Annotated in this window: 27 protein-coding genes and 1 other RNA gene; 17 read left to right on the forward strand and 11 right to left on the reverse strand. The window is 37.8% G+C overall.

Translation table 11 applies throughout. The annotated features are described in order from the left end of the window. Positions 1 to 13 precede the first annotated feature (13 nt). From AR328_RS09925 to AR328_RS09955, 7 genes are all read left to right on the forward strand, one after another. A complete protein-coding gene (locus AR328_RS09925) occupies positions 14 to 577 on the forward strand; it encodes a DUF1273 domain-containing protein (protein WP_066294463.1) in 564 nt (187 codons plus the stop codon). 84 nt (positions 578 to 661) lie between these two features. Further along, complete coding sequence (gene gpsB, locus AR328_RS09930) at positions 662 to 964, forward strand: cell division regulator GpsB (protein ID WP_066294702.1); 303 nt, start codon at positions 662 to 664, stop codon at positions 962 to 964. Between the two features lie 81 nt (positions 965 to 1,045). Beyond that, positions 1,046 to 1,447: RNase P RNA component class B (gene rnpB / locus AR328_RS09935), an RNA gene on the forward strand. A gap of 207 nt (positions 1,448 to 1,654) precedes the next feature. Then, positions 1,655 to 3,364 carry a putative bifunctional diguanylate cyclase/phosphodiesterase gene (locus tag AR328_RS09940; protein ID WP_066294466.1) on the forward strand — a complete coding sequence of 570 codons (1,710 nt, stop codon included), beginning with the start codon at positions 1,655 to 1,657 and terminating at the stop codon, positions 3,362 to 3,364. Positions 3,365 to 3,373: 9 nt separating this feature from the next. Beyond that, entirely contained in the window at positions 3,374 to 4,513 is a 1,140-nt protein-coding gene (locus AR328_RS09945) for a THUMP domain-containing class I SAM-dependent RNA methyltransferase (protein WP_066294469.1), read from the forward strand. 80 nt (positions 4,514 to 4,593) lie between these two features. Then, positions 4,594 to 4,776, forward strand: a complete 183-nt coding sequence (locus tag AR328_RS09950) for a hypothetical protein (protein WP_066294471.1) — start codon at positions 4,594 to 4,596, stop codon at positions 4,774 to 4,776. Between the two features lie 178 nt (positions 4,777 to 4,954). Next, positions 4,955 to 6,880: an ATP-dependent DNA helicase gene (locus AR328_RS09955; protein WP_066294475.1), complete on the forward strand. Its 1,926-nt coding sequence runs from the start codon at positions 4,955 to 4,957 to the stop codon at positions 6,878 to 6,880. A 43-nt stretch (positions 6,881 to 6,923) separates the two neighbouring features. Here AR328_RS09955 and AR328_RS09960 read toward each other — a convergent pair whose 3' ends face one another. The 6 genes from AR328_RS09960 to AR328_RS09980 form a co-directional block, all read right to left on the reverse strand. Then, on the reverse strand, positions 6,924 to 7,223 hold the full coding sequence (locus AR328_RS09960; RefSeq protein ID WP_066294480.1) for a metal-sulfur cluster assembly factor: 300 nt from the start codon (positions 7,221 to 7,223) through the stop codon (positions 6,924 to 6,926). Between the two features lie 15 nt (positions 7,224 to 7,238). Further along, entirely contained in the window at positions 7,239 to 8,480 is a 1,242-nt protein-coding gene (locus AR328_RS09965) for a hypothetical protein (protein WP_066294489.1), read from the reverse strand. 14 nt (positions 8,481 to 8,494) lie between these two features. Continuing rightward, a complete protein-coding gene (locus AR328_RS09970) occupies positions 8,495 to 8,701 on the reverse strand; it encodes a DUF2249 domain-containing protein (RefSeq protein ID WP_066294495.1) in 207 nt (68 codons plus the stop codon). Positions 8,702 to 8,706: 5 nt separating this feature from the next. Continuing rightward, complete coding sequence (locus AR328_RS09975; RefSeq protein ID WP_442854439.1) at positions 8,707 to 8,976, reverse strand: DUF2249 domain-containing protein; 270 nt, start codon at positions 8,974 to 8,976, stop codon at positions 8,707 to 8,709. A 103-nt stretch (positions 8,977 to 9,079) separates the two neighbouring features. After that, a complete protein-coding gene (locus AR328_RS22815) occupies positions 9,080 to 9,220 on the reverse strand; it encodes a hypothetical protein (RefSeq protein WP_197414439.1) in 141 nt (46 codons plus the stop codon). A 7-nt stretch (positions 9,221 to 9,227) separates the two neighbouring features. Continuing rightward, a complete protein-coding gene (locus AR328_RS09980; RefSeq protein WP_066294509.1) occupies positions 9,228 to 10,385 on the reverse strand; it encodes an MFS transporter in 1,158 nt (385 codons plus the stop codon). A 191-nt stretch (positions 10,386 to 10,576) separates the two neighbouring features. Between AR328_RS09980 and AR328_RS09985 the strand changes: the two genes are divergently transcribed. From AR328_RS09985 to AR328_RS09995, 3 genes are all read left to right on the forward strand, one after another. Continuing rightward, complete coding sequence (locus tag AR328_RS09985) at positions 10,577 to 10,810, forward strand: DUF2249 domain-containing protein (protein WP_066294513.1); 234 nt, start codon at positions 10,577 to 10,579, stop codon at positions 10,808 to 10,810. Between the two features lie 144 nt (positions 10,811 to 10,954). Beyond that, on the forward strand, positions 10,955 to 12,466 hold the full coding sequence (locus AR328_RS09990; RefSeq protein WP_066294516.1) for a carboxypeptidase M32: 1,512 nt from the start codon (positions 10,955 to 10,957) through the stop codon (positions 12,464 to 12,466). Positions 12,467 to 12,517: 51 nt separating this feature from the next. Further along, positions 12,518 to 13,429, forward strand: a complete 912-nt coding sequence (locus tag AR328_RS09995; protein WP_066294520.1) for a DMT family transporter — start codon at positions 12,518 to 12,520, stop codon at positions 13,427 to 13,429. A gap of 42 nt (positions 13,430 to 13,471) precedes the next feature. Here the strand turns inward: AR328_RS09995 and AR328_RS10000 are convergent, their stop codons facing one another. The 4 genes from AR328_RS10000 to AR328_RS10015 form a co-directional block, all read right to left on the reverse strand. Next, positions 13,472 to 15,145, reverse strand: a complete 1,674-nt coding sequence (locus AR328_RS10000) for a b(o/a)3-type cytochrome-c oxidase subunit 1 (RefSeq protein ID WP_066294703.1) — start codon at positions 15,143 to 15,145, stop codon at positions 13,472 to 13,474. Positions 15,146 to 15,192: 47 nt separating this feature from the next. Further along, positions 15,193 to 15,669, reverse strand: a complete 477-nt coding sequence (locus AR328_RS10005; RefSeq protein ID WP_066294525.1) for a cytochrome c oxidase subunit II — start codon at positions 15,667 to 15,669, stop codon at positions 15,193 to 15,195. Between the two features lie 22 nt (positions 15,670 to 15,691). Then, complete coding sequence (locus tag AR328_RS10010; RefSeq protein WP_066294527.1) at positions 15,692 to 15,841, reverse strand: cytochrome c oxidase subunit 2A; 150 nt, start codon at positions 15,839 to 15,841, stop codon at positions 15,692 to 15,694. Positions 15,842 to 16,785: 944 nt separating this feature from the next. Next, positions 16,786 to 17,241, reverse strand: coding sequence for a chemotaxis protein CheX (locus AR328_RS10015; protein WP_066294536.1), 456 nt, complete (start codon positions 17,239 to 17,241; stop codon positions 16,786 to 16,788). A 349-nt stretch (positions 17,242 to 17,590) separates the two neighbouring features. Between AR328_RS10015 and AR328_RS10020 the strand changes: the two genes are divergently transcribed. The 5 genes from AR328_RS10020 (at position 17,591) to AR328_RS10045 (ending at position 25,176) form a co-directional block, all read left to right on the forward strand. Further along, positions 17,591 to 18,679 (forward strand): type III polyketide synthase, encoded by a 1,089-nt coding sequence (locus AR328_RS10020; RefSeq protein ID WP_066294540.1) that lies wholly within the window; start codon positions 17,591 to 17,593, stop codon positions 18,677 to 18,679. Between the two features lie 3 nt (positions 18,680 to 18,682). Then, on the forward strand, positions 18,683 to 19,231 hold the full coding sequence (locus AR328_RS10025; RefSeq protein ID WP_066294546.1) for an isoprenylcysteine carboxyl methyltransferase family protein: 549 nt from the start codon (positions 18,683 to 18,685) through the stop codon (positions 19,229 to 19,231). Positions 19,232 to 19,571: 340 nt separating this feature from the next. Next, positions 19,572 to 23,240, forward strand: coding sequence for a dynamin family protein (locus AR328_RS10030; protein WP_066294547.1), 3,669 nt, complete (start codon positions 19,572 to 19,574; stop codon positions 23,238 to 23,240). A 187-nt stretch (positions 23,241 to 23,427) separates the two neighbouring features. After that, complete coding sequence (locus tag AR328_RS10040) at positions 23,428 to 24,264, forward strand: sulfurtransferase (protein WP_066294553.1); 837 nt, start codon at positions 23,428 to 23,430, stop codon at positions 24,262 to 24,264. A gap of 48 nt (positions 24,265 to 24,312) precedes the next feature. Then, the gene (locus AR328_RS10045) at positions 24,313 to 25,176 is read left to right on the forward strand and encodes a 5'-3' exonuclease (RefSeq protein WP_066294708.1); all 864 of its coding nucleotides are present in this window, start codon (positions 24,313 to 24,315) and stop codon (positions 25,174 to 25,176) included. Between the two features lie 38 nt (positions 25,177 to 25,214). On the opposite strand, the gene sspL is transcribed toward AR328_RS10045, so the two are convergent. Further along, complete coding sequence (gene sspL, locus AR328_RS10050; RefSeq protein ID WP_066294554.1) at positions 25,215 to 25,343, reverse strand: small, acid-soluble spore protein L; 129 nt, start codon at positions 25,341 to 25,343, stop codon at positions 25,215 to 25,217. Between the two features lie 99 nt (positions 25,344 to 25,442). Between sspL and AR328_RS10055 the strand changes: the two genes are divergently transcribed. Together AR328_RS10055 and AR328_RS10060 are read left to right on the forward strand one after the other, a co-directional pair. Next, entirely contained in the window at positions 25,443 to 25,910 is a 468-nt protein-coding gene (locus AR328_RS10055) for a divergent PAP2 family protein (RefSeq protein ID WP_066294560.1), read from the forward strand. A 64-nt stretch (positions 25,911 to 25,974) separates the two neighbouring features. Further along, entirely contained in the window at positions 25,975 to 26,244 is a 270-nt protein-coding gene (locus tag AR328_RS10060) for a DUF6123 family protein (RefSeq protein ID WP_066294709.1), read from the forward strand. Positions 26,245 to 26,380: the final 136 nt, after the last annotated feature.

Below are 26,380 nucleotides of genomic sequence, written 5' to 3' on the forward strand. Positions count from 1 at the left end.
AAGGGCTAGTGCTATGACTAAAGTTGCAATCATATCTGGCTATAAACCTTATGAAATCGGTATATTTAAAAATGATGATCCAGCTGTTCCTATTATTAAAATGGCTATAAAAAACCAGCTCTTATCCCTATTAGACGAAGGGCTGGAATGGGTCATCATTAGCGGTCAGCTTGGTACAGAATTATGGGCTGCAGAGGTAGTGTTCGACCTTCAGCTTGAAGGCTTCCATGATCTTCAGCTTGCCGTTATAACTCCTTTCTTGAATCAGGAAGATACATGGAAGGAAGCAAATAAAGAATGGTATGAATCGATATTGGCACAAGCTGATTATATTGATTCTGTTTCAAGAAAGCCTTATGAAAAGCCTTGGCAATTCCGTTTAAAAAACCAATTTTTTGTGGAAAAAAGTGATGTTCTGCTTTTATTTTATGATTCAGAGAAAGAAGGAAGCCCAAAATATTTATATGAAGAAGCAAAAAGGAAGCAGGAAAAAAGTCATTATGAAATTAGATTCATCAGTTTTGATGACTTGCAAGTACTAGCTGAAGAAGAGCAAATGAAGGCCAGCTATGAGTGAAAAATTAGTTCGAAAGAAAAATTGACAAAAATGCATATCTCTGAAAAAATAGATATGATGATGGTGAACTTTGAGGTGATTGTCATGCTTTCCGATAAAGTGAAATTAACGGCAAAAGATATTTTGGAAAAAGAATTTAAAACCGCTATGCGCGGCTACAAACCAGAAGAAGTAGATAAATTTCTCGATTGGGTCATTAAGGATTATGAAACGTTCCATCAGGAAATTGAAGATTTACAACAAGAAAATATGAGATTAAAGAAGCAGCTTGAAGAGGCTTCCAGACGTCCAGTCGCCGCACAAACTGCTGGGACAACTAATTTTGATATACTAAAGCGGCTGTCCAACTTAGAAAAGCACGTTTTTGGAAGTAAATTGTACGATTGACAAATATTTTCTCGATTTCAAGTTGAAAACCATTGCTATTCATTTGAAAGTTACATATAATAACTTTTGTTATCATTAATAACGTTCGGGTAATCGCTGCAATAGCATTTAGCTTATTGTAGAGGAAAGTCCATGCTCGCACAGGCTGAGATGCGTGTAGTGTTCGTGCCTAGCGAAATCATAAGCTAGGGCAGTTGGGCAAATACGTGTATTTGCTTGGCTGACGGCAGGGAAAATGCCTAAGTCCTTGGATATGGCATGAATACCTTGAAAGTGCCACAGTGACGGAGCCTCTTCAGAAATGATGAGGGTGGAACGAGGTAAACCCCACGAGCGAGAAACCCAAATTATGGTAGGGGCACTTTCTCTAAGGAAATGAACGAAGAGAAGGACAGGGATTAACCTTGTAGATAGATGATTACCACCTTAGTACGAGACTTAGGGTCGTATGCAGTACAAAGGAACAAAACATGGCTTACAGAACGTTATTAGTGACATGAATGAATGAAGCTAACGCCCTCCTTTCTAGGGGGGCTTTTCCTATTGTACATAGAATTTTGTCCTTTTTTTGACTTTTGCGTGAAAGTGTAAATATGAAACTTCTGCCAATATTGTATATTGAGGAGATTAACTATATGATAATAATAAATACTAAGGATGAAAATATATCGTAAATAAGGACGAAAAAATATGATATTATCTGAGATCAGGAACAATCAAAAAATCAAGCTAGCTGAGAAGATTCTTCAAAATACGAGTGAAGGAGTCATGATTACAGACGGGAAGTCTAGAATTATCACTGTCAATCCAGCTTTTGAAATTGTGACTGGCTATACGAAGGAAGAAGTTGTGGGAAACAATCCAAACATCCTTCAATCTGGAATTCATGATGAGCAGTTCTATAAAAATATGTGGAATCAAATGTATGAAAACGGATTTTGGAAAGGTGAGATTTGGAATAAACGAAAAAATGGAGATGTATTTCTTGAATGGATAACGATTAGCTCCATTAAAGATGAAGAGGGGTACATAACAAATTTTGTTGCTGTATTTTCTGATATAACGGACCGGAAACATGCAGAGGATCAGCTTAGATATTTAGCACATAATGACTCCCTGACAGGAGTGGCCAATCGCTATAGTTTAAATAAGCGGCTTGAAGACTTAATATATACCGCTGAAAAGTATAATCAGCTTTTAGCTATTCTTTTTCTTGATTTAGATCGGTTTAAACAAATAAATGATACCCTCGGACATAATTATGGAGACATGCTTCTAAAGAAAGTATCAACAAGATTAAAAGGTCTGCTAAAAAATAAAGATATGATTGCAAGACTTGGCGGGGATGAGTTTGTCATCGTTTTGCCCAATCTTAAGCATCCGAAAGAAGCCGTCCAGATGGCTGAAATGATCATTGAAGAGTTTACAAAACCTTTTCATCTAAATGTGCATGAAGTTTATGTTTCTACAAGTATTGGGGTAAGTTTATACCCTTTGGACGGAATGGATATCGAAACATTATTGCGAACGGCTGACAAGGCTATGTATGAGGCAAAAAGCGGCGGAAGAAATCAATTCGAGATTTATCATAAAAAGATGCATCACAATGAGACAAGACAGATGAAAATGGAAAATGAATTGCGAAAGGCAATCGAACGTAATGAATTTTTTCTTGTCTATCATCCAATTATTGATGCGAAAACCAATAAGGTTGTAAGTCTCGAAGCATTGGTCAGATGGAAGCAAGAACAATTTGGTCTAGTGCCGCCTTCAGAATTTATTCCTCTAGCAGAAGAGTCTGGCTTAATTATCCCAATAAGTGAATGGATCATTCAAAAAGCATGTGAAGATTTAAAAGTCATCCATTTACAAGGGAACCCTAAATTGAGAATGTGTGTAAATATTTCGGCAATCCATTTCAACCAAGATAATTTTGTAAAATCAATCGGTGAAATTTTCCAAAAAACGAATGTAAACCCGAATTATATTGATTTTGAGCTTACAGAAAGTATGATTATGCCAAAGGCAAGTGAATCGGTCGATAAGCTTGTAAAGTTAAGGCAGCTTGGTGTTAAATTATCTATAGATGATTTTGGGACTGGCTATTCATCATTAAGCTATTTAAACCGTTTTCCGCTCGACACGCTGAAAATAGATCAAAGCTTTATAAACAGAATATCTGTTTATGAGGAAGATTCCTCCATTGTGGAAGCAATTATTACGATGGCGCATCGGCTGCACTTAAAGGTAGTGGCAGAAGGTGTTGAAAATAAAAAACAATATGATTTTCTTAAGAAAGAACAATGTGACTTTATTCAAGGTTACTATATATCCAAACCGATTCCTTTACATAAGCTGCTGACATTTTTGACGTGCTGGGAAACGGAAATAATGAATTAGGGTGAAATTATGACAAATTATGATCTAATTGCAACATCTGCTATGGGTTTAGAGGCCCTCGTTGCGAAAGAGGTACGCGCTTTAGGGTATGATTGTGAAGTTGAAAACGGAAGAATCAGCTATAAAGGGGACGCTCTGGCGATTGCAAGATCGAATCTATGGCTTCGTACAGCCGATCGAATAAAAATAAAAATCGGGGAATTTAAAGCTACTACCTTCGATGAACTTTTCGAGAAGACAAAATCACTTCCGTGGGAAAATTTTTTATCAGAGGACGCTGAGTTTCCGGTAACAGGAAAATCAGTTAAGTCAAAGCTCTACAGTGTTTCCGACTGTCAGGCAATCGTCAAAAAAGCAGTTGTTGAGAGATTGAGAACACATTATAAAAAAACTGGCTGGCTCGAAGAAAATGGCCCGTTTTATAAAATAGAAGTCGCTTTACATAAGGATGTGGCTCTGCTCACCATTGATGCGAGCGGAAGTGGCTTGCATAAGCGAGGATATCGCGCTGGCCAGGGAGAAGCCCCATTAAAGGAAACACTTGCTGCAGCCCTTGTCATGCTGACGAACTGGTCTCCAGAAAAGCCTTTTGTTGATCCTTTCTGCGGTTCTGGCACGATCCCAATTGAGGCAGCGCTAATCGGACAAAATATAGCCCCTGGGTTTAATCGTGAATTTATTTCTGAATCTTGGTCATGGGTGCCGGAACAAGTCTGGGATGAGGCGAGAACGGAGACAGAGGATTTAGCGAACTATGATCAGCAGCTTGATATAACAGGTTCAGATATTGATCATCGCATGGTGAAAATTGCCCAGGAGAATGCTTTTGAAGCAGGCTTTGGCGATTTAATCAGCTTTAAACAAATGCAAGTAAAGGATTTTACAACAACTAAGGAATATGGAGTCATCGCCTGCAATCCCCCGTACGGAGAACGATTAGGGGAAAAAGATGCAGTTCAGAAAATGTATGAAGATATGGGTAAGGCATTATCGTCCCTTGATACATGGTCCATATATGTTCTTACTTCCAATGAAGACTTTGAGAAGTTTTTCGGAAAACAAGCAACGAAAAAGCGTAAATTGTTTAATGGCTTTATTAAAACAGACTACTATCAATATTGGGGAAAAAGACCCCAAAAAATAAAATAGAAATGATCCCGGGAGCATAGAACCACCTGACCTTGAATACAATAGATGTATCATTTCAAGGATCAGGAGGACTAGCTAAAATGATGCATTCCAATTTAGATTTTAATAAAATATCACAGGTGTTAATGAATACGATTGAAGCGGTGAAGGGGGAACAGGATTTATCATCTGGGGCACTTGAACAGCTGCAAACTGCTCAAAATGAACTTCAGCAAGCGATGTCTTTATCATTTTCATCTGTACATAAAAAGATCGGCTATTGATTAGGACCTGGCTGAGAAGTGTCAGGTTCTTTTCTTTTTTCTTGACACTTTTCTTATTTGCGATACAATGATTGATGGTCTTTTGTTTAACAATGAAACAATGATGAGATAATGATACAGGTATGAAACGAAGCGTCTATATACAGACGCTTAAATTTTTTTATGTCGGAGGGGTAATATGCAAAGCAGAATGCCTTTTGCATTGTCCAAAAGTGAATCTTTTTTTGATAAATTAAGTGAATGGATCGGGGATGTTTTTTACGATATTCTGCCTGAATCCGGCTTTGAAATGCGTGATGAACAGATTTTCATGGCATTTCAGCTTGAAAAGGCATTTAAGGAAAAAAAGGTTATATTCGCTGAAGCGGGTGTAGGGACAGGAAAGACGATTGTTTATTTGCTCTATAGCCTAGCTTATGCAAGGTACTTGAACAAGCCAGCGATCATTGCCTGTGCAGATGAAACATTAATTGAGCAGCTTGTGAAAAAAGAAGGCGATATTGCTAAGCTTGAAAAGGCGCTAAACTTAAATATTGATGTACGGCTAGCGAAGTCAAGGGACCAATATCTATGTTTAAATAAGCTCGACCAGCTAGTTGCAAGTGATGATATGGATACATATAATTCGGTTTATGATCAGCTTCCTGAATTTGTCCATTCCGGTTCCTCGATGCAAACCTTTGAAAAATACGGGGATCGTAAGGAATACCCGGAATTAACAGATGAAAAATGGAATCATATCGCATGGGATCCCTTTCAAGACTGCTTTACATGTGAAAAACGCCACAGATGTGGACAAACGTTAAACCGGGATTTCTACCGGAATGCGAAGGATTTAATCATCTGTTCCCACGATTTTTATATGGAGCATATTTGGACGAAGGAATCTAGAAAGAGAGAAGGCCAGCTTCCACTCTTGCCGGATAGTTCCTGTGTCGTTTTCGATGAAGGTCATTTACTGGAATATGCCTCACAGAAGGCATTAACCTATCGATTTACTGAGCAAATTCTTGAGTCATTATTAACCCGTTTAACATCTAATGATGTAAGAGAAAAGACATTGCATATGATCGATGAAACGATTATTCAAAATGAGCGTTTTTTCTTTTCACTTGAAAAGGCTTCTTCTTTAGCAGAAGGTTCAAATAAAAAAACAATAAAAAAATCTGAGATTGTCATTAAAGAAGGAAAAAAACTTCTTCAATATATTAGTTCACTTGAAGATGAGCTTGTGTTTGAAAGTGAAATGTATATCATTAATGAATATGATTTAAAAATTGTTGAGGAATATTTAGAACAAATCTCCTATTCGCTCTCCTTATTTCTAAAGGATTTGAAAGGAATCACTTGGTTTGAAGAAAATGAAGGGGAAAGAACGCTCGTCATCATGCCTCGTATGGTTGAGGATATTATGAGAGAAGAAGTCTTTTCACAGCAGAAGCCATTTGTTTTCTCCTCAGCGACACTTTCGGAAAATAAATCATTTGATTATATGGCAAAAAGCTTAGGAATCGACAGCTACTTATCTTTCACCGTTTCTTCGCCATTTAATTATGATGAAAATATGGTTATTCATCTGCCGGCATTCAATGGGGATTCGATGGACGAAAAAATGCAATATGTCCAAGAACAAATAGAAAAGTCTGAAGGAAGAGCGTTAGTCCTTTTTACAGTAAAAGAGGAGCTTGCCAGCTTCAAAAAGCGGATCGAAGGCAAGATGAAATTCCCTGTTTATTTTGAAGGAGATGCTGAAATTAGTACACTCGTATCGAATTTTCAAAATGAAGAGCAATCAGTACTATGCTCTGTTCATTTATGGGAAGGGTTAGACGTTCCTGGGAGATCACTTGAAAATGTCTTTATATTCTCATTGCCATTTCCTCCACAAGATCCTGTTTTTAAAGCAAAACGTGAGGGGGCTTCTGACCCGTTCAAAGAGGTTGATTTGCCGTATATGCTTTTACGATTAAGGCAGGGAATGGGAAGATTAATCAGAACACATGAAGACAAAGGGAAAGTTCATATTCTTATCAAGGAAAACGAAGATAAGGAAGTACTTGAGCAAATTAAAAGTGTGCTTCCTACAACGGAAGGGTTAAACTAACAAATATCCCACTCAGCGAATGTGAAGCAGAGTGGGATATTTGTTATCTGCCTAACTGGCTTTTTCCTTCAGGAGTCATTCGGTCTGGTGTCCAAGCAGGCTCCCAGACGAGTTCAACATCGACATGTTTTACTTCTTCCATTTCTTCGATGCAGTATTTAACCCCGCTGACAATGCTGTCATGAAGCGGACAGCCTGGGGTTGTTAATGTCATGGTTATCATTACAATTTCATCTTCTGGAATCTCGATATTATATATTAATCCTAAATCTACAACATTGATATTCAGTTCTGGGTCCAAAACTCTGCGCAAATTGTTCAATACTTTATCTTTTAATTTCACAAAAAACCCCTCCTATTATTTTTTTACGACTTTAACAATGGCAATTGAAAACATCAAACAAGCAAAAATGAAAATGATTTGACTTGGGAAAAATAATGCTTTACTCCCAATGAAAAGGGAAATCGCAACACCGATTGCACCAAGCATGAGACAGATAAATACCGGGGTTGCCGCTCGGTCATTGATCATATCCTTTAATGAAGGGACATCCTTTTTCCCGATTTCCTTACTGTATTTAGCTGTCCACCATAGAAACGGCACAATTTTGAATAAATAGCCGATAATACTGAAGGCAATCCATAAAAACAAATATAGAAATAACAATGGACCCGCTGCTTTATGAAAAACTCCTAACAGCCCCGTAATAAATGCGCTGAGGTGAATTATTCCCCCGCTTACGATCGCGATAAGGGCGAAAATAAAGGAATAATCAAGCTTTTTCTTCACTCTTTTCTTTAATATGGTTGAAATATGATACGTGAAAATGATAAATCCAAGGAACAGAAAAAAGAGTGCTGCAGTTAATAGTGCTGTTGAATCTATAAAAAATGAAATGGCTGCTGCAACTAATCCAAGTGTATAGATAGGGTAAACAAAATTAGCCAGCTTCATCGTAAACCCATGTGATAAAGAAAACATGGGCACCATTTTATAAGAAAAACCGAAAATAAGGAGAGTAAACCACCCGGTCATTCCAAGCAGTAAATGACTTTTAAAAATGGCTTGATAATACTGGCCGCCAAAGCCAGTTTTCATGCTAATTAACATTGTAATACCTAGGATAATAGTAATTAATAGACAAACTAATGCAGTTCCGACATACAAGGTTAATATATTGGGCTTCGCTTGTTTTCTCAATGTCATGAACATTTGAAAAAGGAACATGAGAATACCTAATAATGTGATGATTCCAGGCACTAACGCTTTTTGCGGTTCATAAAAAAGAAAATGTGCAAAAGAGAATACCCCGATAACATATACCCCGAATTGAATTAAGCCGAATTTCTCATTCCAAATAGGAGTTAGGAAAGCAACGGGCACTAACTGATACATAGCACCCATCGCAATCATCAGCGCCCATCCTAACAGCAGCAAATGGGCTGCTGACCATATTCCTGGTATACGAAATTGGCCGCTAATCATGTAATCTCCATGAAATAGAAGTAAGATTTGTGAACCGATTAGCGCAATGATACTGACAAGGATAAAGGAAAATGGCAGTTTTATATTTGTTTCATTTCCTGAAGAAGATAACATCTTCATCACCTGCTCTATTTCGTAATTTCAATTAAAAAGCTTCCATCTTCATTTGGTGTCGTTTCATACTTTAAGCCTCTTTCTTCAAGCTGCTCATATAAGAACATCGGGCGGCGGTCATTAATAATGGACAGTTTTTCTCCAGGCTTTAAGCCTTCAAGAGCCTCTAACGTTCTCATCATCGGCTTAGGCGGCTCAAGTCCGCGATTATCTAATAACATGATGATCAGCTCCTCTTTGTAAATGTGATCTTCCAATGTTTTTTCTCAAGCTCTTCGGCTTCATAGTCAAAACCCTTTCCTTTCAAAATAGGGAATAGGGGAGCTGGCTTAAAGGGAGCATGAAGGATAAATATATCACCTGAACTTAATTCATTTACGGCCTGCATAATTTTTTGAAAAGGCTCAAGTTTATTTTTAATATCTTCCCTTACGTCTAATTCAATCGTTTTAATCTCCATTATTAAGTCACCTCTTAATCTTTGATCTTTAAACATAGTATATCATCATAGATACATCCCATAAGTGACATGAATCATAGAATAAGAAATTTATGATTATCATTCTCAATTGAAAACGCAAAAAAAAAGAAATCCGCGTTCACTCTTCGGATTTCTTCTTTTTATTAGCACAATCAAAGCATAATGCTTCATTATTCTCAGTATGAACACCATTAAAAAAACCATCTAAACAATACAGCTTCTTCCCACAATCAACACAATTGCCAACGTATTCATTCATGAATCGTTCACTCCATCCTTTCGGTAACTTGAGCCTTGCTTCTAAAATAGAGGAGCATCCACACCGTATTTGCAAATAATATACATGCAGCAATAACAAAACCCGTTGCGAAGGATACGGCTAGGACTCCTGTTATGGAGGAGCCTACGACAACACCAAGCGAAAAAAACGCATAAAATAAACCGAATGCTTTTCCTCTTGTGCCATGATCCGTATGCTTTACAAGCATTGCTGAGATGGATGGGAAAAGAAATGCAAAACCAGTTCCATAAACAACCATAGAAATAAACAAGAGTGACAATGATGTAGACAAGCTAAGGAAAATGAGTGCAATCCCAATAATACTCATACCAGCCATCATCGTATTATGGTATTGATAGCGGTCAAACAGCCGATTGGTCGGCAAGGCAAAAATTAATATCGCGGTGATCCCGAATGTACTAAGGAGAATTCCGCTATACTGAGTCCCAAATTGCAGTGATTCCACTTGCAAAGGAAGCATATAGGCTAGTACTCCTTGCGCAAACATTAAGGAAAAGGCACCGCTATAACTAGTCAAAAGCATAGGGCTTTTTAATAAGGCTACAAGTGTTGTAACGGAAGGGTCAATTTTTCTAGTGATTTGCGCCGTTTTGTTTGGGATAACAAAGGCTGACAAAATAAAAATGACAAGCATTACTATGGCGATGATTAAGAACACCCAGTTCACTCCGTATTTCGAAGCGATAATCCCGCCAAAGGCTGGTCCGATGATAGCTGAAATGCCGACTGCCACTCCCGTAACGGCCATTGACTTCCCTTGCTTTCCTTCTTTTCCGCTATTTGCAACGACTGTGAAGGCTGCAGGCACGAGAAAGCCGCTAAATAAACCATGGAGGAATCTAACCGCAATTAATTGCCATGGAGTAGTGACAAATATGTAAAGGAGAAGAAACAAACCTGTAAGAAAAAAGCCAGCTAATAACACTTTCTTCGGGCCATGTTTATCAATCCAATACCCCGCGAGAATATTTCCGAACATATTCGAAAAGGAATACATCCCAACAGCTATTCCAATTAACGCCGGAGTAGCTCCAAGTTCTTTAGCAAAAGGACTCAAAATGGGAAGTTGTGCAAACATGTCAATAAAAGAAATTAAAACGATAATAAAAATAAATTGTTTCATAGTATCTCTTCCTATAGTTCATAGTCTGTGTCTCTATATTATAACTGTTTTCCCTCTAGAAAACGATTTTAGTGAATCATTCCTTTTACCTGTTCCTTAAAAAAGTCTTTATTTTTAGTGACCATGCTCACTTTTTTTCAAGAATTTATTTTATACAATACATTTGTAAGTAAAGTTAAGGAGGAGAAAAAATGATCGAGTTTGCCCAAACCGTTATCGCACCAGATTTTCCGCCAAGAGAGAAGCATCCTACTATTTTTAAAGCATTTGATTCTTTACAGACTGGAGAGTTCATGCTTCTTGTCAATGATCATGATCCAAAACCGCTGCAATATCAATTTATGATAGAAAGAGAAAATGGCTTCACTTGGGAGTATTTAGAAGAAGGACCGGATCTTTGGAAAGTGGCAATTGGAAGAAAATAAGCAAATATAAATAATCACCGATTAAAGAGATAACAGTGGGAACTGTTGTCTTTTTTTTACATATAAAAGATTAAATTCAATCTTCCGATTCGAAGGAATGTGTTAAAATAGAAAGAGTATTTTAACAATAAGGGGGACTTTTTCATGAATGAGGAAATACTGCAAGCAGAAAAGGATTTCTTACAATATGTAAAGAAAATAGAAGCTTATAATGAAGCACTGTCATTAATCTATTGGGATCTGCGTACCGGGGCACCGAAACAAACGGTTGAGCAGCGATCTGAAGTGATTGGAATGCTATCTTCAGATGTGTTTAATATGTCTACTTCGGAAGAAATGGCAGCATACATAGAAAAATTATCAGGTGAAAATGAGTTATCGGACATTACGAAGAAGACTGTAGCCCAATGTAAAAAGGAATATGACCGTAACAAAAAAATTCCTGCTGCTGAATTTAAGGAATATGTAATTCTTCAAGCGAAGGCAGAAAGTATTTGGGAAGAGGCAAAGGCAAAGTCTGATTTTGCGATGTTTGAGCCATTCCTAGAAAAGCTTGTTAGTACGACAAAGCGCTTTATCAATTACTGGGGCTATGAAGGCAATAAATATAATACTTTGCTCGATATGTATGAACCAGGAATTACAGTTGAGACATTAGATCAAGTGTTTGGAGAATTGAGGGAAAACATCGTTCCACTAGTACAAAAAATTTCTGAATCTCCAAATAAACCAAATGCGGAATTTTTATTTAAGCACTTCCCAAAGGAAAACCAGCGCCAATTTAGCTTAAAAATTTTAGAGCAAATGGGCTATAACTTTAATGCGGGAAGACTCGATGAGACCGTCCATCCTTTTGCAATAGGATTAAATCCTAGTGATGTTCGTGTAACGACACGATACGATGAGAATGATCTCCAGACAGCTGTCTTTGGTACAATTCATGAGGGCGGTCACGCGTTATATGAACAAAATATTTCACAAGATTTAATAGGTACACCATTATGCGATGGCACTTCAATGGGAATTCACGAATCCCAGTCACTATTCTATGAAAACTTTGTCGGGCGCCATCCTTCCTTTTGGAAAAAGAATTTCAATTTATTAAAGGAATATTCTGCAGGGCAATTTGATGACGTTGCGGTGGATGACTTTTGCTTGGCTATCAATGAATCTAAGCCATCACTTATTCGCATTGAAGCAGATGAATTGACCTATCCTTTGCATGTGATCATCCGCTATGAAATTGAAAAAGGGTTATTTAATGATGAAATTGAAGTTAAAGATCTGCCGAAAGTCTGGAATGATAAGTATGAAGAATACTTAGGGATAAGACCTGATCATGATGGCAAAGGAGTTCTTCAGGATGTACATTGGTCAGGGGGGATGTTTGGATACTTCCCATCTTACGCGCTGGGCTATATGTACGCAGCACAGTTAAAGAATGCGATGCTGAAAGATTTGCCGCATTTTGACGAGCTATTAGAGGAAGGAAACTTGCTTCCGATTAAGGAATGGTTCACTGAGAAAGTCCACAAATTTGGAAAGCTCAAAAAACCGCTTGAGATTCTTAAAGATGCGACAGGTGAAGGTTTAAATGCACAACACTTAATAAAATATTTAGATGAAAAGTATAGCAAAGTTTATCAATTAAACTAGGTTGACGTGGGGGATGGCGATCGTCATTCCCTTCCCTTAAGGAGAGATATAATGAAGAGGCTTCTACCTTATTTCATGATTGCAGCGGGAGCCAGTCTATGGGGAATTATTGCCTTCTTTGTAAAAGGGTTGGCAGACTTTGGTTTTGCTCCTATGGAGATTGTTGCTATTAGGGTCATATATGCCGCACTTTTCTTACTATTAATTGGCCTTTTTAGATATCGGGATCAAATGAAATTAAAAACTATAAAAGATGTAAAACTATTTCTTGGAACAGGGATTTTAAGCATTGTATTTTTCAACTTTTGTTATTTTACAGCAATAAGTCAAATGGATATTTCAATAGCAGTCATTCTATTATATACATCACCGGCTTTTGTAACTATTTTATCCTTTATCTTTTTGAAGGAAAACTTGACTGTGAACAAGGTTCTTGCAGTATTAGGAACAATCATTGGCTGTATTTTGATTGCAGGTGTATCTTCGGGTGATAGTAATGTTACCTTGATTGGGGTAATAACAGGCCTTGGATCAGGACTAGGCTACGCTTTGTACACAATATTCGGGAAGTTTGCGTTAAAAAAATATCAGCCCTATACGATTACATTATATACTTTTACGATAGCAGCACTCTTTTTGCTGCCGATTACTCAGCTTTGGCAAAAATTTGACCTGATATTGAATGGTCAAGTCATGTTTTATGGAATGGGATTAGCTTTAATTCCAACCGTTTTAGCTTTTTTCTTATACACATGGGGTCTTGAGAAGACAGAGGGGAGCAGGGCTGCGGTCATTGCAACGGTCGAACCGGTCGTTGCTACGTTATTAGGAGTTATGCTTTATGGGGAGAGACTAGGTCTTATTCAAATGGCAGGTGCTGTATTAATCCTTTGCTCAGTCATTATCGTGAATGTAACCTTCCGCAAAAGGGGAGCAAAGCCATTAGAAGAGAAGATTTCATAAGTAAAAGCACTCCGAAATATCCGGAGTGCTTCTGTTATTTGATTACCACAATTTAAATCCTTTAGCACCAGGAGGCGCATTTTGGATTAAATCGATGAGTGGCAGTGTATAGGCGAAAAGAATTAAGGCAGCTGTAATTCCAACCCATAATTTCCAGTTGTCGAACACCATTGGCGTCTTTTCAGCTTCGTCTGCAACTTCTCCAACAGGGAATTCCTGGTCACCTTTAGGAGCGAAGAAGGTAAGGTTGATGAAAATGTAAAGCATAAGGATAATACCTATGAATAGGATAGATCCGCCAACTGCTTGTGCAATTTGATATGGGATCCATTCTGCAGCTTGTGCAGCACCACCGTATTCAGAGAAAGCAGAACGGCGTGGTGCACCAAGAAGACCAGCAGCATGCATTGCTCCAGACATAAATGTCATCCCAATTGTCCAAGTAATCCCTTGAATCATCGCTAATTTATTTAATTTCTTCGTGAATACTCTGCCAGTTAAGTGCGGAATTAACCAGAAAGCAATACCGAAGAATGTAAGCATAACTGCAGTCGCAGCTGTTAAATGGAAGTGACCTGTAATCCAAATCGTATTATGAACAACCTGGTTCATTTGGTGGGAAGCGTTGACGATTCCTCCAGCTCCTCCAGGGATAAATGAAAGCATGCCGATAAATGGAACTGTAAAGCGCGCATCTCCCCATGGAAGCTTCTTGAACCAGCCAAATAGTCCTTTTGCACCTTTTGAACGTCCATAGCTTTCGAAAGTAGCAAATAGTGAGAAAGCCGTCATCATAGATGGAATAACAACAAGGAAAGTTAGTACAACCTGTAAGAATTTCCAAGCAGGGTCAATTCCTGGCTCCAATAATTGATGGTGAAAACCAACTGGAATTGAGAAAAGTAATAAAAGTACAAATGACATACGTGCTAAAGAATCTGAGAAAATTTTCCCGCCAATAACTTTCGGGATAATAACATACCATGCCATATAAGCAGGCAATAACCAGAAGTACACAAGCGGGTGGCCAAAATACCAGAATAATGCACGGCTGACACCGATGTTTATTGTATCAACAAGGCCAAGGGACCAAGGTAATAATTGGAATAATACCGTTGTTGCAACACCAAGTGTTGCTACATCCCACATAATAAATGTGATGACAGCCATGAAAGTAAGAAGCGGGCTTGGCACTCCAGGATTTGCTTTCTTCCATTCGCCATATTTCATGTAAACAATTGCACTGTCAAACCAAGTTCCGACTATTACTAAAGTTAAGCCAAGGTAAAATAGAAAGTGTGCTTGTAGTGGTGCGTAAAAAGTAAATAATACTGTTGCTTCATTTAATAAAATCATTGTTGCAGCCATTACAGTACCGATCGTCTTTAACCAAAATCCGATCCAGCCAAGTGTACGCTGGCGGCCAGTAAATGTTCCAGACGTTTTGCTAACTGAAGAAACCATAAATCCGATAATAAAGAAGGTAGTAAGAACAAGACCTAAAACAACACCATGTACAGTTAGAATTTGATAATATCCGATGCCAGCAGGCAAAACAAATTTACCTGAACGTACTAATACTTGCAGTAATCCTGCAAGCCCGCCAATGGCTAAAGCGATGAATGCCACATGGAAATGGGCCATTGCTAATTTTGCATCGCGGCGGTCTACTTTTGGATTTGCTTGTTGTTTCAGCGTAATGTTCGCTTTTGTCATTTTGCCGTCACGGCGGTCAGCTTTTGGAGTTGCTTCATGTGTAACCATTATTCAACCACCTCAATTTTCGAAGTCATCATATGGTGACCAACCCCGCAATATTCATTACAAAGGACTAAAAATTCACCAGTTTTATTAAAATTATAAACATTTTCACTTATGTAGCCAGGCTCTAGCATCATGTTCACGTTAGTGCCGGCTACTTCAAAGCCGTGAATAACATCTTTTGTTGTAGCGATCACTTTTACTTTTGCCCCTTTAGGAATTTGAACCTCCCCAGGCTCATAATTGAAGGCAGATGCAACAAATACTAGTTCATAATCCCATTCCTTACCCTCAACCTTTTTAAGGCCAGGTTCATTAAATGGGGCAGTTGTATCAACTTTCTCAGGATCTATTACAGCTAAACAGCTTGGCGGCTGATTTCCTAAATAAAATGCGCTAACACCGATAACAGTCAAAAATACGAGCAGCGAACCTATTCCAAAAATAAGCCAGATTTTTTCAAACTTATGCATATGCATGGCTTTTTTCCCCTTTCAACTATTAAGAACGATCTAAGAATAATGAATAAATACCAACCCAAGTAACGATTAAGATTACTCCTAAAATCATTACGGATGTAAGCGTCCCCTTTAATGAGGAACTATCTTCAATTTCAGTTTCTGGATTTCTGCTAAGTTCTGGTTTTGCCATTTTTCTTTCACTCCTTTCGGAAATTTGGAAAAAGTAAATGATTACAATTTCATAATACTCCACAATTTAAGAGAATCTAGATGGTTTTTCTGAGTTCACAAATTGTTCATTCGTTACTTTGTTACTATGGCAATAGTGAAAAGTTGATAGAACAGTGATGTATATCACATAAAAACATAGAGAATTGTGAAGAAAATGTGAAGATCAGTTTTCCTGATTTAGAATAGGAAGTGATTAGATTTGCGGTGTAAGCCTGAATAGGTGTGCTTCACACGGGATATTGGTGTGGACATTGATTTGCCAGCCGTTTTAGAAACGAAGGAATTACAAAGATATTAACACTTGAATCTTCTGGAATCGCGTCATGAAAATGAAGAGGTAAATTTCACACATTAAACGAGTAACTATCGAAAGTAAAACATAAGCGGAGATTTTCCGGTTAGATGCAGAATGGAGCTCATTTCGGGGTAAATAAGGGGAGATTTTCCGACTACATAAAGTAAAATCCCCCATTTTTGTGTATTTCGAGTCAATAGGCGGAATTCCTCCGTCTATTAGGGCAGTTTTTAATGTTTTTTACTAATTAAGCGGATTTTTTCCGTCTATTTATTAGCCTGGGTGGTTTATCTAATCTCCCACCCATCAGTGCGGACCCTCTTAATCTTAGATGCGGGAATCAGCAGCAATGATTCCTAAATTTCCCACGTATTTTTCTTTCACACATCCATATTTATGTAAATATAATGATTTAACCGAAATTCTATAGGATGTGAACGTCAAGAATGGAAAAATATTATTGCGATCATTGCAGACTTATCTATCAACAAGAAGAGTATTGCAAAGTTTGTGGAGCGCTAGCAGAAAAAAAGATTTTTATCGAAGTCCAAATGCAAAATAACAATAAAAATGATCGTCCACCGAAATAATCAGTTCATTTATATGTGTTATCCGACCTCTACCATTAATACAATCATCAAGCTTCCCGCATTACGTATCGTGACCGGCAGGCGAAAGGCTTTAGTGAAACCATATACCTTCGTTTGGCCGACCAAAACAGTTGGGGGAGTAATATCCATCTCAAATCCTCTTTGAGAGACATAGGTTGATATACTTCCTGCTATCATATTACCAAGCTCACCAGCAAAGGATTCTAGCATTTCACCTTCAAGAACCATTCCAAACATAGCTTCACCAATCTTGCCAAAAACGGATTCATCGCCATCGATGATAATTCTTCCTCTAGCATCACCTGTCATCCCAATTAAGACCCCTATGGAATGCTGAGTGAAGGGCTGATTAAATAGAGCTGGCTTTTCTACTTGCATTTCTAATGGCACAACTGATTTAACCGCTTCAATTGTACCGTTCAAAATATCAGTTACACTTTTTGTAAGTGTCATAAGGCATTCCCCCATGAAGTTCAATAGACCTATTTTATCATTATTTTTTATAAAAATATGTAATAAAATAATAATTTTCTGTTACTTATTTCATAGAATTCGTTTAACATTTGATTTATGGTTTTAAAACAATTGGAAATGTTTTGGTGATGCTTCCTGTTCAAAAAGAATTTATAATAATAAGTGCACAGCAACTCCTTCAAAACGTTAGCTTCCTCAGCCCGAGGGAGCTTTTTTTTATTTAATCGTATTGCTAGATTTTCCCTATCCACCCTGTGGGTGACTTTGGATGAATATTATGTAACCAATGGGAAAAATTAACGATAAGCATGAAGAAGGAGAGAACGTTATGCCATCAATTGTCTCAGTTGCCGAAGCTATACCTGCCCATTCTCTCAATCAGGATGAGGTAATGGATTTTGCGAGAGATCTATTTTCCGAATCTTTTTCTAATATTGAACGATTATTAAGAGCTTTTCACAATGGTCAAATTGAAAAACGGCATTTTGTGAAAGACTTGAATTGGTATAAAAAGGAGAAGACATTTGAAGAAAGAAATCAAGCATATATAGAGTGCTCTGTGGAACTGGGTATCGAAGCAATTGAAAATTGTTTAAAAAGTAAGGATTTTCTCAGCAGGAATATAGCATATGAAGAAATTGACGCGATTATTTTTATCTCGAGCACGGGGATCTCTACACCAAGTATTGAGGCAAGAATTATGAACAGGCTTGCCTTCCATCCACATACAAAAAGAATTCCTATTTGGGGATTAGGTTGTGCTGGCGGGGCTTCGGGATTGTCAAGGGCATATGAGTATTGCCTTGCTTTCCCAAAGGCAAAAGTAATTGTGCTTGCCATTGAATTATGCAGCTTAACCTTTCAAATGAATGACCGTTCAAAAAGCAACCTAATAGGCACTTCTCTTTTTGCCGATGGTGTTGCATGTGCACTCGTTGCAGGCGATCAGGCGGATAGAAATACCTTTCAGAAGCTTGAATCCGTACCTGCCATTCTTCGTACGCAATCAATGTTCATGCAGGATTCATTAGATGTGATGGGCTGGGACGTAAAGAGCAAGGGCCTTTATGTTGTTTTTTCGAAAGATATACCCACAATTATAGAAAGCTGGCTCAAGCCTGTTGTTATTGACTTTTTGGTGGAAGAACGAATGGATATTGATGAAATTAACCATTTCATTGCACATCCCGGGGGAAAAAAAGTGATTGATGCGTATATCCAATCCATCGGGTTCGAGCCGGAAATGACAAGGATTTCGCTCGAAGTTCTTAAAGAATACGGAAATATGTCGTCAACGACCATATTATATGTATTGAAAAGGTTTATGAAAATAGGAAAAAAGGGAGATTATGGCCTTGCTACCGCTTTAGGGCCGGGTTTTTGTTCGGAAATGCTGCTGCTGAGATGGGAGAATTAGCAAATGCTTTTTACGATTTTTATTTCAGTGATCATAGTACAGAGAATAGCTGAATTATATATTGCAAAGAAAAACGAACGTATGATGAAAAGCAAGGGGGCGCTTGAGTTTGGACAAGCCCATTATCCTTTCATTGTAGCTGTACATAGTTTGTTTTTTGTATCCTACATATTAGAGGTGAGCTTAGTCGACAATGAAGTTTCCTCCTATTGGCCAATCCTCTTCCCATTATTCATACTTACTCAAGCAGGGAGAATATGGGCGCTAACATCTCTTGGTCCATATTGGAATACAAAAATTATTGTTTTGCCTAATGCAAGGATCATTAGAAAGGGGCCGTACCGTTTCATCAAACATCCCAATTATACGATAGTTTCTGCTGAATTTCTAATTATACCGCTTATGTTTGAGGCCTATACAACAGCGATGGTCTTTACAATATTGAATATCATCCTATTGGCGATTAGAATTCCTGCTGAAGAACATGCCCTAAAGAAGTTAACGGCATATGAACAAGCTTTTTCACATGGGTCAAACCTAACGAAAGTTTGAAAACTTCTATTGAAAATGATTCTCGTTAATGATAAAATCTAATTGAATTTGAAAATTATTCTCATTAACAGGAAGGTGTTGTTACAGATGGTAGCGATTTTTATTGCGGGAACAGTAACAGCCTATGCGTTAGTTATGAAATATGTTTTAAATCATGTAGCAAAGCCACATACAAGAGCATAAATTCTTTTACTACATAACCAGGTGAAGACCTGGTTTTATTTTTTTGCCTGACAGTAATGTTCATAAAATTGTCAAGTTCCATATTCTAAATATAGGCATTAGAAGAAAAATCATTTAGAATAGAAGGAAAATGATTGAACAAGGGGATAGGTTATTCATGGTTCGAACAGAACTTCAACTAGATACGGTTGATTTAATAAACAGGGTAACAGCTTTATATGAATTTTTTAATAAAAATCAAGATCAGCAAACTGCGGAAAGAGCAAAGGATCTAGCTTTAAAGCTTGATAAAAAAGAATATGCAATTGCATTTTGCGGGCACTTCTCAGCCGGGAAATCGAGCATGATCAATAAAATTATTGGTGAAAACTTGCTGCCATCCAGCCCGATCCCGACAAGTGCAAATTTAGTAAAAATTAAATCGGGAGAGGATTATGCAAAGGTTGTTTTCAAAGAAGGCAATCCGAGATTATATCCAGCTCCCTATGATTATAATCAAGTGAAAACCTATTGTAAGGATGGCGACCAAATCCATTCAATTGAAATAAGCTATTCCGATACGAGCCTGCCGAAAAATGCAGTGATAATGGATACACCCGGCATCGATTCAACGGATGATGCTCACCGAATTGCGACTGAATCAGCCTTGCACCTTGCAGATTTAGTGTTTTATGTCATGGATTATAACCATGTCCAGTCAGAATTGAACTTCTTATTTACAAAAGAGCTGGCTGCTGCCGGGAAGCAAGTGTATTTAATTATTAATCAAATTGATAAGCATCGGGATGAGGAACTGAGCTTCGATCAGTTTAAACAAAGTGTGAAGGATTCTTTTGCCTCATGGGGGGTAGTACCAGAAAGAATATTTTACACTTCATTGAAAAAAGAAGACCATAAAGAAAATGAGTTCCTAGCTTTACAAAAGTTTATTGCTGATAAAATTGCCAACAGCGAATTGTTGCTACCTGAGTCTGTTTATCATTCATTGAATAAGCTTTCAAGTGAGCATCTGATTTATTTAGAAGAAAAAAGCTGGACTGAAATTGAAAAATACGAGAAAAAATTAGAAGAGCTCCCTGTCGATGAAAGAGAAGAACTGGCTAAAAAGCTTGCAGAACTAGAGGCTAAGCTAGAGGCAGGAAGAGCGTTTCTAAATACAGCAGAGATTAACTTCATACACAAAGTTGACGATGTTCTAGATAATGCCTATTTAATGCCCTTCCAAACGAGGGAGCTTGCAGAAAACTATATCGAGTCATGCCAATCTGGCTTTAAGGTAGGACTATTTTTCTCGCGGCAAAAAACAGAACAAGAAAGAGCGAACCGTCTAGAAGCATTTTTCCAAGACCTCTCTGAAAAAGTAAAGTCGCAAATTGACTGGCATATGAAGGAACTAATGGTGAATGAACTAAAGCAGCATGAAGTGCATGAAACTGAATTATTAGGAAAAGCACAAAACTTTACTGTTCTTTTTAATAAAGATCTGCTCGTTAACACGGTAAAAGACGGTGCACTCCTTTCTGGTGACTATGTTCTCCAATATACGAATGATTTGGCAGAATCTATTAAGAAATTGACTAAAAGAAGTTTAGCAGAATTTAAGGAATTGCTCTTGCGTACTTTGTCTTTAAAAACAGAAAAGGAGCAAAGCTTAATAGAAAGTGAATGGAATCTGTACAAGGGGTACAGTGAAGCTTTTCACATGCTTACAGAAATAAAGGAAGGCCTTCGCACGTCCAAAGTCGACATGAATGAATTATTAAAAGGGAAATTTTCTCACCAAAAATATGAGGAAATGACAAAAGCCTTACTTTCATTACCTACTGAAGAAGTTGAAATTGTTCATCAAACAAATGAAATTGTGCTTGATATAAAGGAAGCAGATAACGTTTTAGATGAAAGAGACAGCACTCTCCAAGCTGCCGGCAGCAAAGTAGAGGAAAAGACTGTAAATGCATTAGTTGGAAAATTAAACTTTACGGCGAATGCCATCCAACAGGTACCCGGATTCAAAAAAATGACGGCAGAATTGCTGCAAAAAGCAGAGCGTCTAAAAGATAAGCAATTCACAGTCGCACTTTTCGGAGCATTTAGTGCTGGGAAATCTTCCTTTGCCAATGCATTAATTGGTCATAAGCTTCTTCCAGTGTCGCCAAACCCGACAACGGCCGCGATTAATAAAATCATGCCAATTAATGATCAATACGCTCATGGAACAGTGTTAGTGAAGGTAAAGGCAACAGACATATTATTTGAAGATGTAAACAGATCATTGAAAGTCTTCAATCAATCAGCCGCAGATTTCGATGATGCGATTGTGAAGATTAAAAAAGTAATGAGCAGCATTTCAGATTTCGATGCCAATGAAAAGACGCACTTTGCCTTCTTGAATGCTTTTTCACGAGGATTTGATTCGTTTAAAGAAAGATTGGGAACAACTGTCCAGACTGACTTAGACGAGTTTAAAGGCTATGTGGCAATCGAAGAAAAATCGTGTTTTGTTGATATGATCGAAGTGTACTATGATTGTGAGCTGACTCGAAAGGGGATCACGCTTGTAGATACGCCTGGAGCCGATTCTATTAATGCCCGTCACACTGGTGTAGCCTTTGATTATATCAAAAATTCAGATGCAATCCTGTTTGTCACTTACTATAATCATGCTTTCTCAAAGGCTGACCGTGAATTCCTTATCCAATTAGGGCGTGTGAAGGATTCCTTTGAACTGGATAAAATGTTCTTTGTCGTCAATGCGATTGATCTTGCCAATAATGAAGAAGAAAAGGAATCTGTTTTACAATATGTCGGTGAACAGCTTGTTCAATATGGGATACGCAGGCCAAATCTTTTTGGACTTTCAAGCCTTGAAGCTTTAACTGAAAAGCTTGAAAACAGACAGGAAAAACATTCGAAAATTGATCAGTTTGAGGAAAGTTTTTATTCGTTTATTACAAATGAACTTATGCAAATTTCAATCACCTCTGCAGAATTGGGCTGGAATCGTGTATTGGAACAGCTTCGCACCTTTATTCAGTCATCACAAGCGAATAAGGAATTAAAGGCTCAAAGACGAACCCAGCTTGAAGAAGAATTAAAGACAATTCTTGCATTGTTCAAAAATCAGGATGCGGCGATTTTCACGCAAAGACTGGAACAAGAGTCAGACGAGCTAGTTTTCTATATTAAGCAAAGAGTGTTTCTGCGTTATGGTGATTTCATTAAGGAGGCCTTTAACCCTGCTGCTCTTAAGGATGATGGCCGTAATTTAAAGAAAGCCCTGCATGCAGCTCTTGAAGATTTCCTGCAAAGCTTTGGATTTGATTTTGCTCAGGAATTAAGAGCAACAACGTTAAGATTAGAAGCATATATCGGTAAATTATGTATGCAGGCTCAAGATATGCTTGGTCAAAAGGCTGCGGAGATTAATAAAAAATTAAGCTTTAGCCCGTATGAAACGAGAAAAATGGAAGGGATTGAGTTTAATTCAGCTTTTGCTGGCGAGAACAGAGCCCAGTTTTCAAAGGCGTTAGCCCATTTTAAAAATCCAAAGTCATTCTTTGAAAAGAACGAAAGAAAGAATTTAAGCGATGAATTGGAGCAGCTAATAAATCCGTCTTCTGATCATTATTTACAAACGGAAGGCGCACGCTTGAAAAAACATTATGCCGCACTTCTGATTGATGAATATTCACATATGCTTTCAATCCTATCTGAACAGGCGAATGAATATTATGAAGGACTTTTGACTGTGCTAAGAGATGACTTCCCAATTGAGGAGCTGGAGAAAACGGAGAAAGAAATTACTCATTTCTCTCAAGAATCATAATGAAGATTCAATCCTTTCATGCATGTGCAACGTGTATTCATTTTCAGGCGGAAAAATTCGAAAAAGGAATAACTTATCATTGCAAGCGTCTCAGTTATGAAACGAAACCAAACTACCAATTTCAATGCTGGACACCGAAAGAACATGTGAAGAAGCTGATGGAAAAAAGATTGAGGGAGCTGAAGGAATGAATTTGACCGTTGAAAAGGAATGGCTGAAAGAGCGTTTAAATAATGGAGATTTGAGGATCGCTGATTGTCGATATAATTTGGGCTCTTCAGAAGAAGGCTTGGAACAATATGGTAAGGGTCATATTCCGAGAGCTGTTTATTTTCACCTCGGGAAAGATTTATCAGGACCCATTTCTTCTCATGGCGGCAGACATCCATTGCCTGAAATCGAAAAGTTTAAGCAGACGCTTCAAAATGCCGGCATTCATAATGGAACGACGATCGTAGCATATGACGGCGGCGAGGGTTCATTCGCTGCCCGGCTCTTGTGGCTATTACATTATGTTGGGCACAAAAATGTCTATGTTTTAAATGGGGGCTATAAAGCCTGGACAGAGGCCGGGTACCCAGTAGATCATTCAATTCCTGACTATCCAAAAACGGATTTTGAGATAAATTTGGATGCTGACATTTTTGCTTCCTATGAAGAAGTTAAAAAAATAGTCGAAGAGAAGAATCAAGAAACGATCATCATTGATTCTAGAGAAAGTCAGCGCTATTTAGGTCTAATTGAGCCAATTGATAAAAAAGCAGGCCATATTCCAGGAGCGATTAATAAGGTTTGGTTAGATGGCTATGAAAATGGCTTTTTCAAAAGCGGCGAGGATCAGGCAAAAAGATTCACTGAAATTGATAAAGATAAACAAATTATTGTTTATTGCGGTTCAGGTGTCACTGCCACTCCGAATTACATGGCACTAAAGGCTGCAGGCTATAAGCATGTTAAACTATATGCTGGAAGCTTTAGTGATTGGATATCTTATGATGAAAATGAAATAGAAACAGGAGAATAAATAAGAACGGGAGAGAAAAAATTGTTAAACGAAAATAAGCCTTCATTTATGCTAGTGGATGGGATGGCATTATTATTTAGAGCCTATTTTGCTACTGCTGTGCACGGACAATTTATGGTGAATTCAAAAGGTGTCCCAACGAATGCAGTATATGGGTTTGTGAAACACTTTTTAGCGGCAGTTTCAAATTTCAATCCGTCACATGTCGCTGTTTGTTGGGATATGGGGAGTAAAACATTTAGAACGGAAATGTATGACGGTTACAAGGCGAATCGGCCAGAGGCGCCTATTGAACTGGTTCCACAGTTCGATCTTGTAAAGGAAATTGTTGAAGCCTTTGATGTACCGAATATCGGCTTGCAGGGCTATGAAGCAGACGACTGCATTGGGACGATTGCTAGTCGTGTCAAAGAAGAAGCCTTTGTAAATATTCTTACAGGTGATCAGGATATTCTGCAGCTTTTGGATGAACGGATATCTGTTGTGTTATTGCAAAAAGGGTATGGCAATTATTTAGTTCATACGAAAGACAGTTTTTATGAAGAAAAGGGCATTCACCCAAGGCAAATGATTGACTTAAAAGCATTTATGGGTGATACAAGTGATAATTATCCAGGGGTGAAAGGAATTGGCGAGAAAACAGCCTTAAAGCTTTTACAGCAATTTGGACATATTGAAGGCGTTCTTGAAAACTTGGATCAATTAACTAAAGCACAAAAGACAAAAATTGAACAGGATCTAGAGATGCTCCACCTAAGCAGACAGCTCGCTGAGATTAAATGTGATGTCCCAGTTGAGTGTGCATTAGACGAAGCAATGTTCCGTATGAATCGTGACAAAGTGATAAATAAATTTGATGAAGTTGAATTTCGCGGGTTAGACCGATTGCTTGATATGAAACAATATGCTTAACATTTAGGCTGTCCCAAGATAGGGACAGCCGTTCTTTATTATTTCGTATTTTTTTTCTTAGCAGCATTCTCCAGTTTGCTTTTAGGATCTTCTGTTATATCCTGTCCATAGCCTTGCGGATTCACTCCAGATGCAAGCTTTCCTCTATTTCTCTCTCTTTTGCCCAACTTTTACACACCTCCCTAATATTGTTTTCATGACTAGTATTTCCGAAAAGAATAAATACACTCCTCTATCTTCACACTAATACTAGAGGTGAGAAGTAAATGAATAAAGGTGTCTACATCGCATTATTAAGCATAGGACTCGCACAAGCTTTGAAAATTCCGATTCACTTTTTCAAGAAAAAAGAATTTAGGCCAGAATTATTTTTTCACACTGGCGGAATGCCAAGTTCACACTCAGCTGGCGTATCATCATTAACCACTTTTATTGCTTTAAGAAGAGGGATCCCAACAATCGATTTTGCCCTCTCATTGGTTTATGGGCTCATTGTTATGTATGATGCACAAGGGATTAGAAGACAAACAGGAGAATTAACATTAAAAGTAAATAGCATGGGTGAATTGATTGACAAAATTCACAAAGAAGAGTCTGTTGAATTTGAGCAAGAAAAGACACCAAAGAAACTGAAAGAAATGCTCGGGCATCAGCCGGCAGAAGTAATCGGTGGAGCCTTACTTGGGGTTGCAACAGGAACGATTGGGTATTTACTCACAAAAAAAGATAGATAATTGTCGAAATATAAGGTAAAATTTAGAGTGTTTGGGTTAAAAAGGGGAAAGGGATGACATGTTCTTGAAGACAGTGGAAGATTATATTAGTTTTTTACAAAGTAAAGGCTTTCAATTTCAAGAGGATGCGGTTGGATTTATTTACTTTGGGAAGCATTATACAAATGCATCAGATGAACTGACGAATACAGCAATCGAACTAACCTTAAAAGCACAAAAAACATTTGATGGCAGCTTTTATGTATCTTTGCTGGAAATGCTCATATCCAATAAGATTAATACCCGCCTCGAGGCAATCCAGTTTGTAAAGGATAAAGAATTAATCTCGATCTAAGCAAATAAAATTGAATAATAAAAAAGGACGAAATGAAGACAGTGATATGCTCCCCATAAGGTAGACAGATTAAAAAATAAAAATCTGTTGAACCTTAGGGGGAGTTTTTTTATGTCAAAAATATCCCATTCTCTTA

It is taken from the genome of Bacillus sp. FJAT-29937, assembly GCF_001509555.1.
GTDB lineage: Bacteria > Bacillota > Bacilli > Bacillales > Cytobacillaceae > Cytobacillus.

What these genes read in the sequence shown, in the direction of transcription:
- AR328_RS09925 (WP_066294463.1), top strand. Translation starts at nt 14, where the DNA reads ATGACTAAAGTTGCAATCATATCTGGCTATAAACCTTATGAAATCGGT.
- gpsB (WP_066294702.1), top strand. Translation starts at nt 662, where the DNA reads ATGCTTTCCGATAAAGTGAAATTAACGGCAAAAGATATTTTGGAAAAA.
- AR328_RS09940 (WP_066294466.1), top strand. Translation starts at nt 1,655, where the DNA reads ATGATATTATCTGAGATCAGGAACAATCAAAAAATCAAGCTAGCTGAG.
- AR328_RS09945 (WP_066294469.1), top strand. Translation starts at nt 3,374, where the DNA reads ATGACAAATTATGATCTAATTGCAACATCTGCTATGGGTTTAGAGGCC.
- AR328_RS09950 (WP_066294471.1), top strand. Translation starts at nt 4,594, where the DNA reads ATGATGCATTCCAATTTAGATTTTAATAAAATATCACAGGTGTTAATG.
- AR328_RS09955 (WP_066294475.1), top strand. Translation starts at nt 4,955, where the DNA reads ATGCAAAGCAGAATGCCTTTTGCATTGTCCAAAAGTGAATCTTTTTTT.
- AR328_RS09965 (WP_066294489.1), bottom strand. Translation starts at nt 8,480, where the DNA reads ATGTTATCTTCTTCAGGAAATGAAACAAATATAAAACTGCCATTTTCC.
- AR328_RS09970 (WP_066294495.1), bottom strand. Translation starts at nt 8,701, where the DNA reads ATGTTATTAGATAATCGCGGACTTGAGCCGCCTAAGCCGATGATGAGA.
- AR328_RS09975 (WP_442854439.1), bottom strand. Translation starts at nt 8,976, where the DNA reads ATGTTTAAAGATCAAAGATTAAGAGGTGACTTAATAATGGAGATTAAA.
- AR328_RS22815 (WP_197414439.1), bottom strand. Translation starts at nt 9,220, where the DNA reads ATGAATGAATACGTTGGCAATTGTGTTGATTGTGGGAAGAAGCTGTAT.
- AR328_RS09980 (WP_066294509.1), bottom strand. Translation starts at nt 10,385, where the DNA reads ATGAAACAATTTATTTTTATTATCGTTTTAATTTCTTTTATTGACATG.
- AR328_RS09985 (WP_066294513.1), top strand. Translation starts at nt 10,577, where the DNA reads ATGATCGAGTTTGCCCAAACCGTTATCGCACCAGATTTTCCGCCAAGA.
- AR328_RS09990 (WP_066294516.1), top strand. Translation starts at nt 10,955, where the DNA reads ATGAATGAGGAAATACTGCAAGCAGAAAAGGATTTCTTACAATATGTA.
- AR328_RS09995 (WP_066294520.1), top strand. Translation starts at nt 12,518, where the DNA reads ATGAAGAGGCTTCTACCTTATTTCATGATTGCAGCGGGAGCCAGTCTA.
- AR328_RS10000 (WP_066294703.1), bottom strand. Translation starts at nt 15,145, where the DNA reads ATGACAAAAGCGAACATTACGCTGAAACAACAAGCAAATCCAAAAGTA.
- AR328_RS10005 (WP_066294525.1), bottom strand. Translation starts at nt 15,669, where the DNA reads ATGCATATGCATAAGTTTGAAAAAATCTGGCTTATTTTTGGAATAGGT.
- AR328_RS10010 (WP_066294527.1), bottom strand. Translation starts at nt 15,841, where the DNA reads ATGGCAAAACCAGAACTTAGCAGAAATCCAGAAACTGAAATTGAAGAT.
- AR328_RS10015 (WP_066294536.1), bottom strand. Translation starts at nt 17,241, where the DNA reads ATGACACTTACAAAAAGTGTAACTGATATTTTGAACGGTACAATTGAA.
- AR328_RS10020 (WP_066294540.1), top strand. Translation starts at nt 17,591, where the DNA reads ATGCCATCAATTGTCTCAGTTGCCGAAGCTATACCTGCCCATTCTCTC.
- AR328_RS10025 (WP_066294546.1), top strand. Translation starts at nt 18,683, where the DNA reads ATGCTTTTTACGATTTTTATTTCAGTGATCATAGTACAGAGAATAGCT.
- AR328_RS10030 (WP_066294547.1), top strand. Translation starts at nt 19,572, where the DNA reads ATGGTTCGAACAGAACTTCAACTAGATACGGTTGATTTAATAAACAGG.
- AR328_RS10040 (WP_066294553.1), top strand. Translation starts at nt 23,428, where the DNA reads ATGAATTTGACCGTTGAAAAGGAATGGCTGAAAGAGCGTTTAAATAAT.
- AR328_RS10045 (WP_066294708.1), top strand. Translation starts at nt 24,313, where the DNA reads ATGCTAGTGGATGGGATGGCATTATTATTTAGAGCCTATTTTGCTACT.
- AR328_RS10055 (WP_066294560.1), top strand. Translation starts at nt 25,443, where the DNA reads ATGAATAAAGGTGTCTACATCGCATTATTAAGCATAGGACTCGCACAA.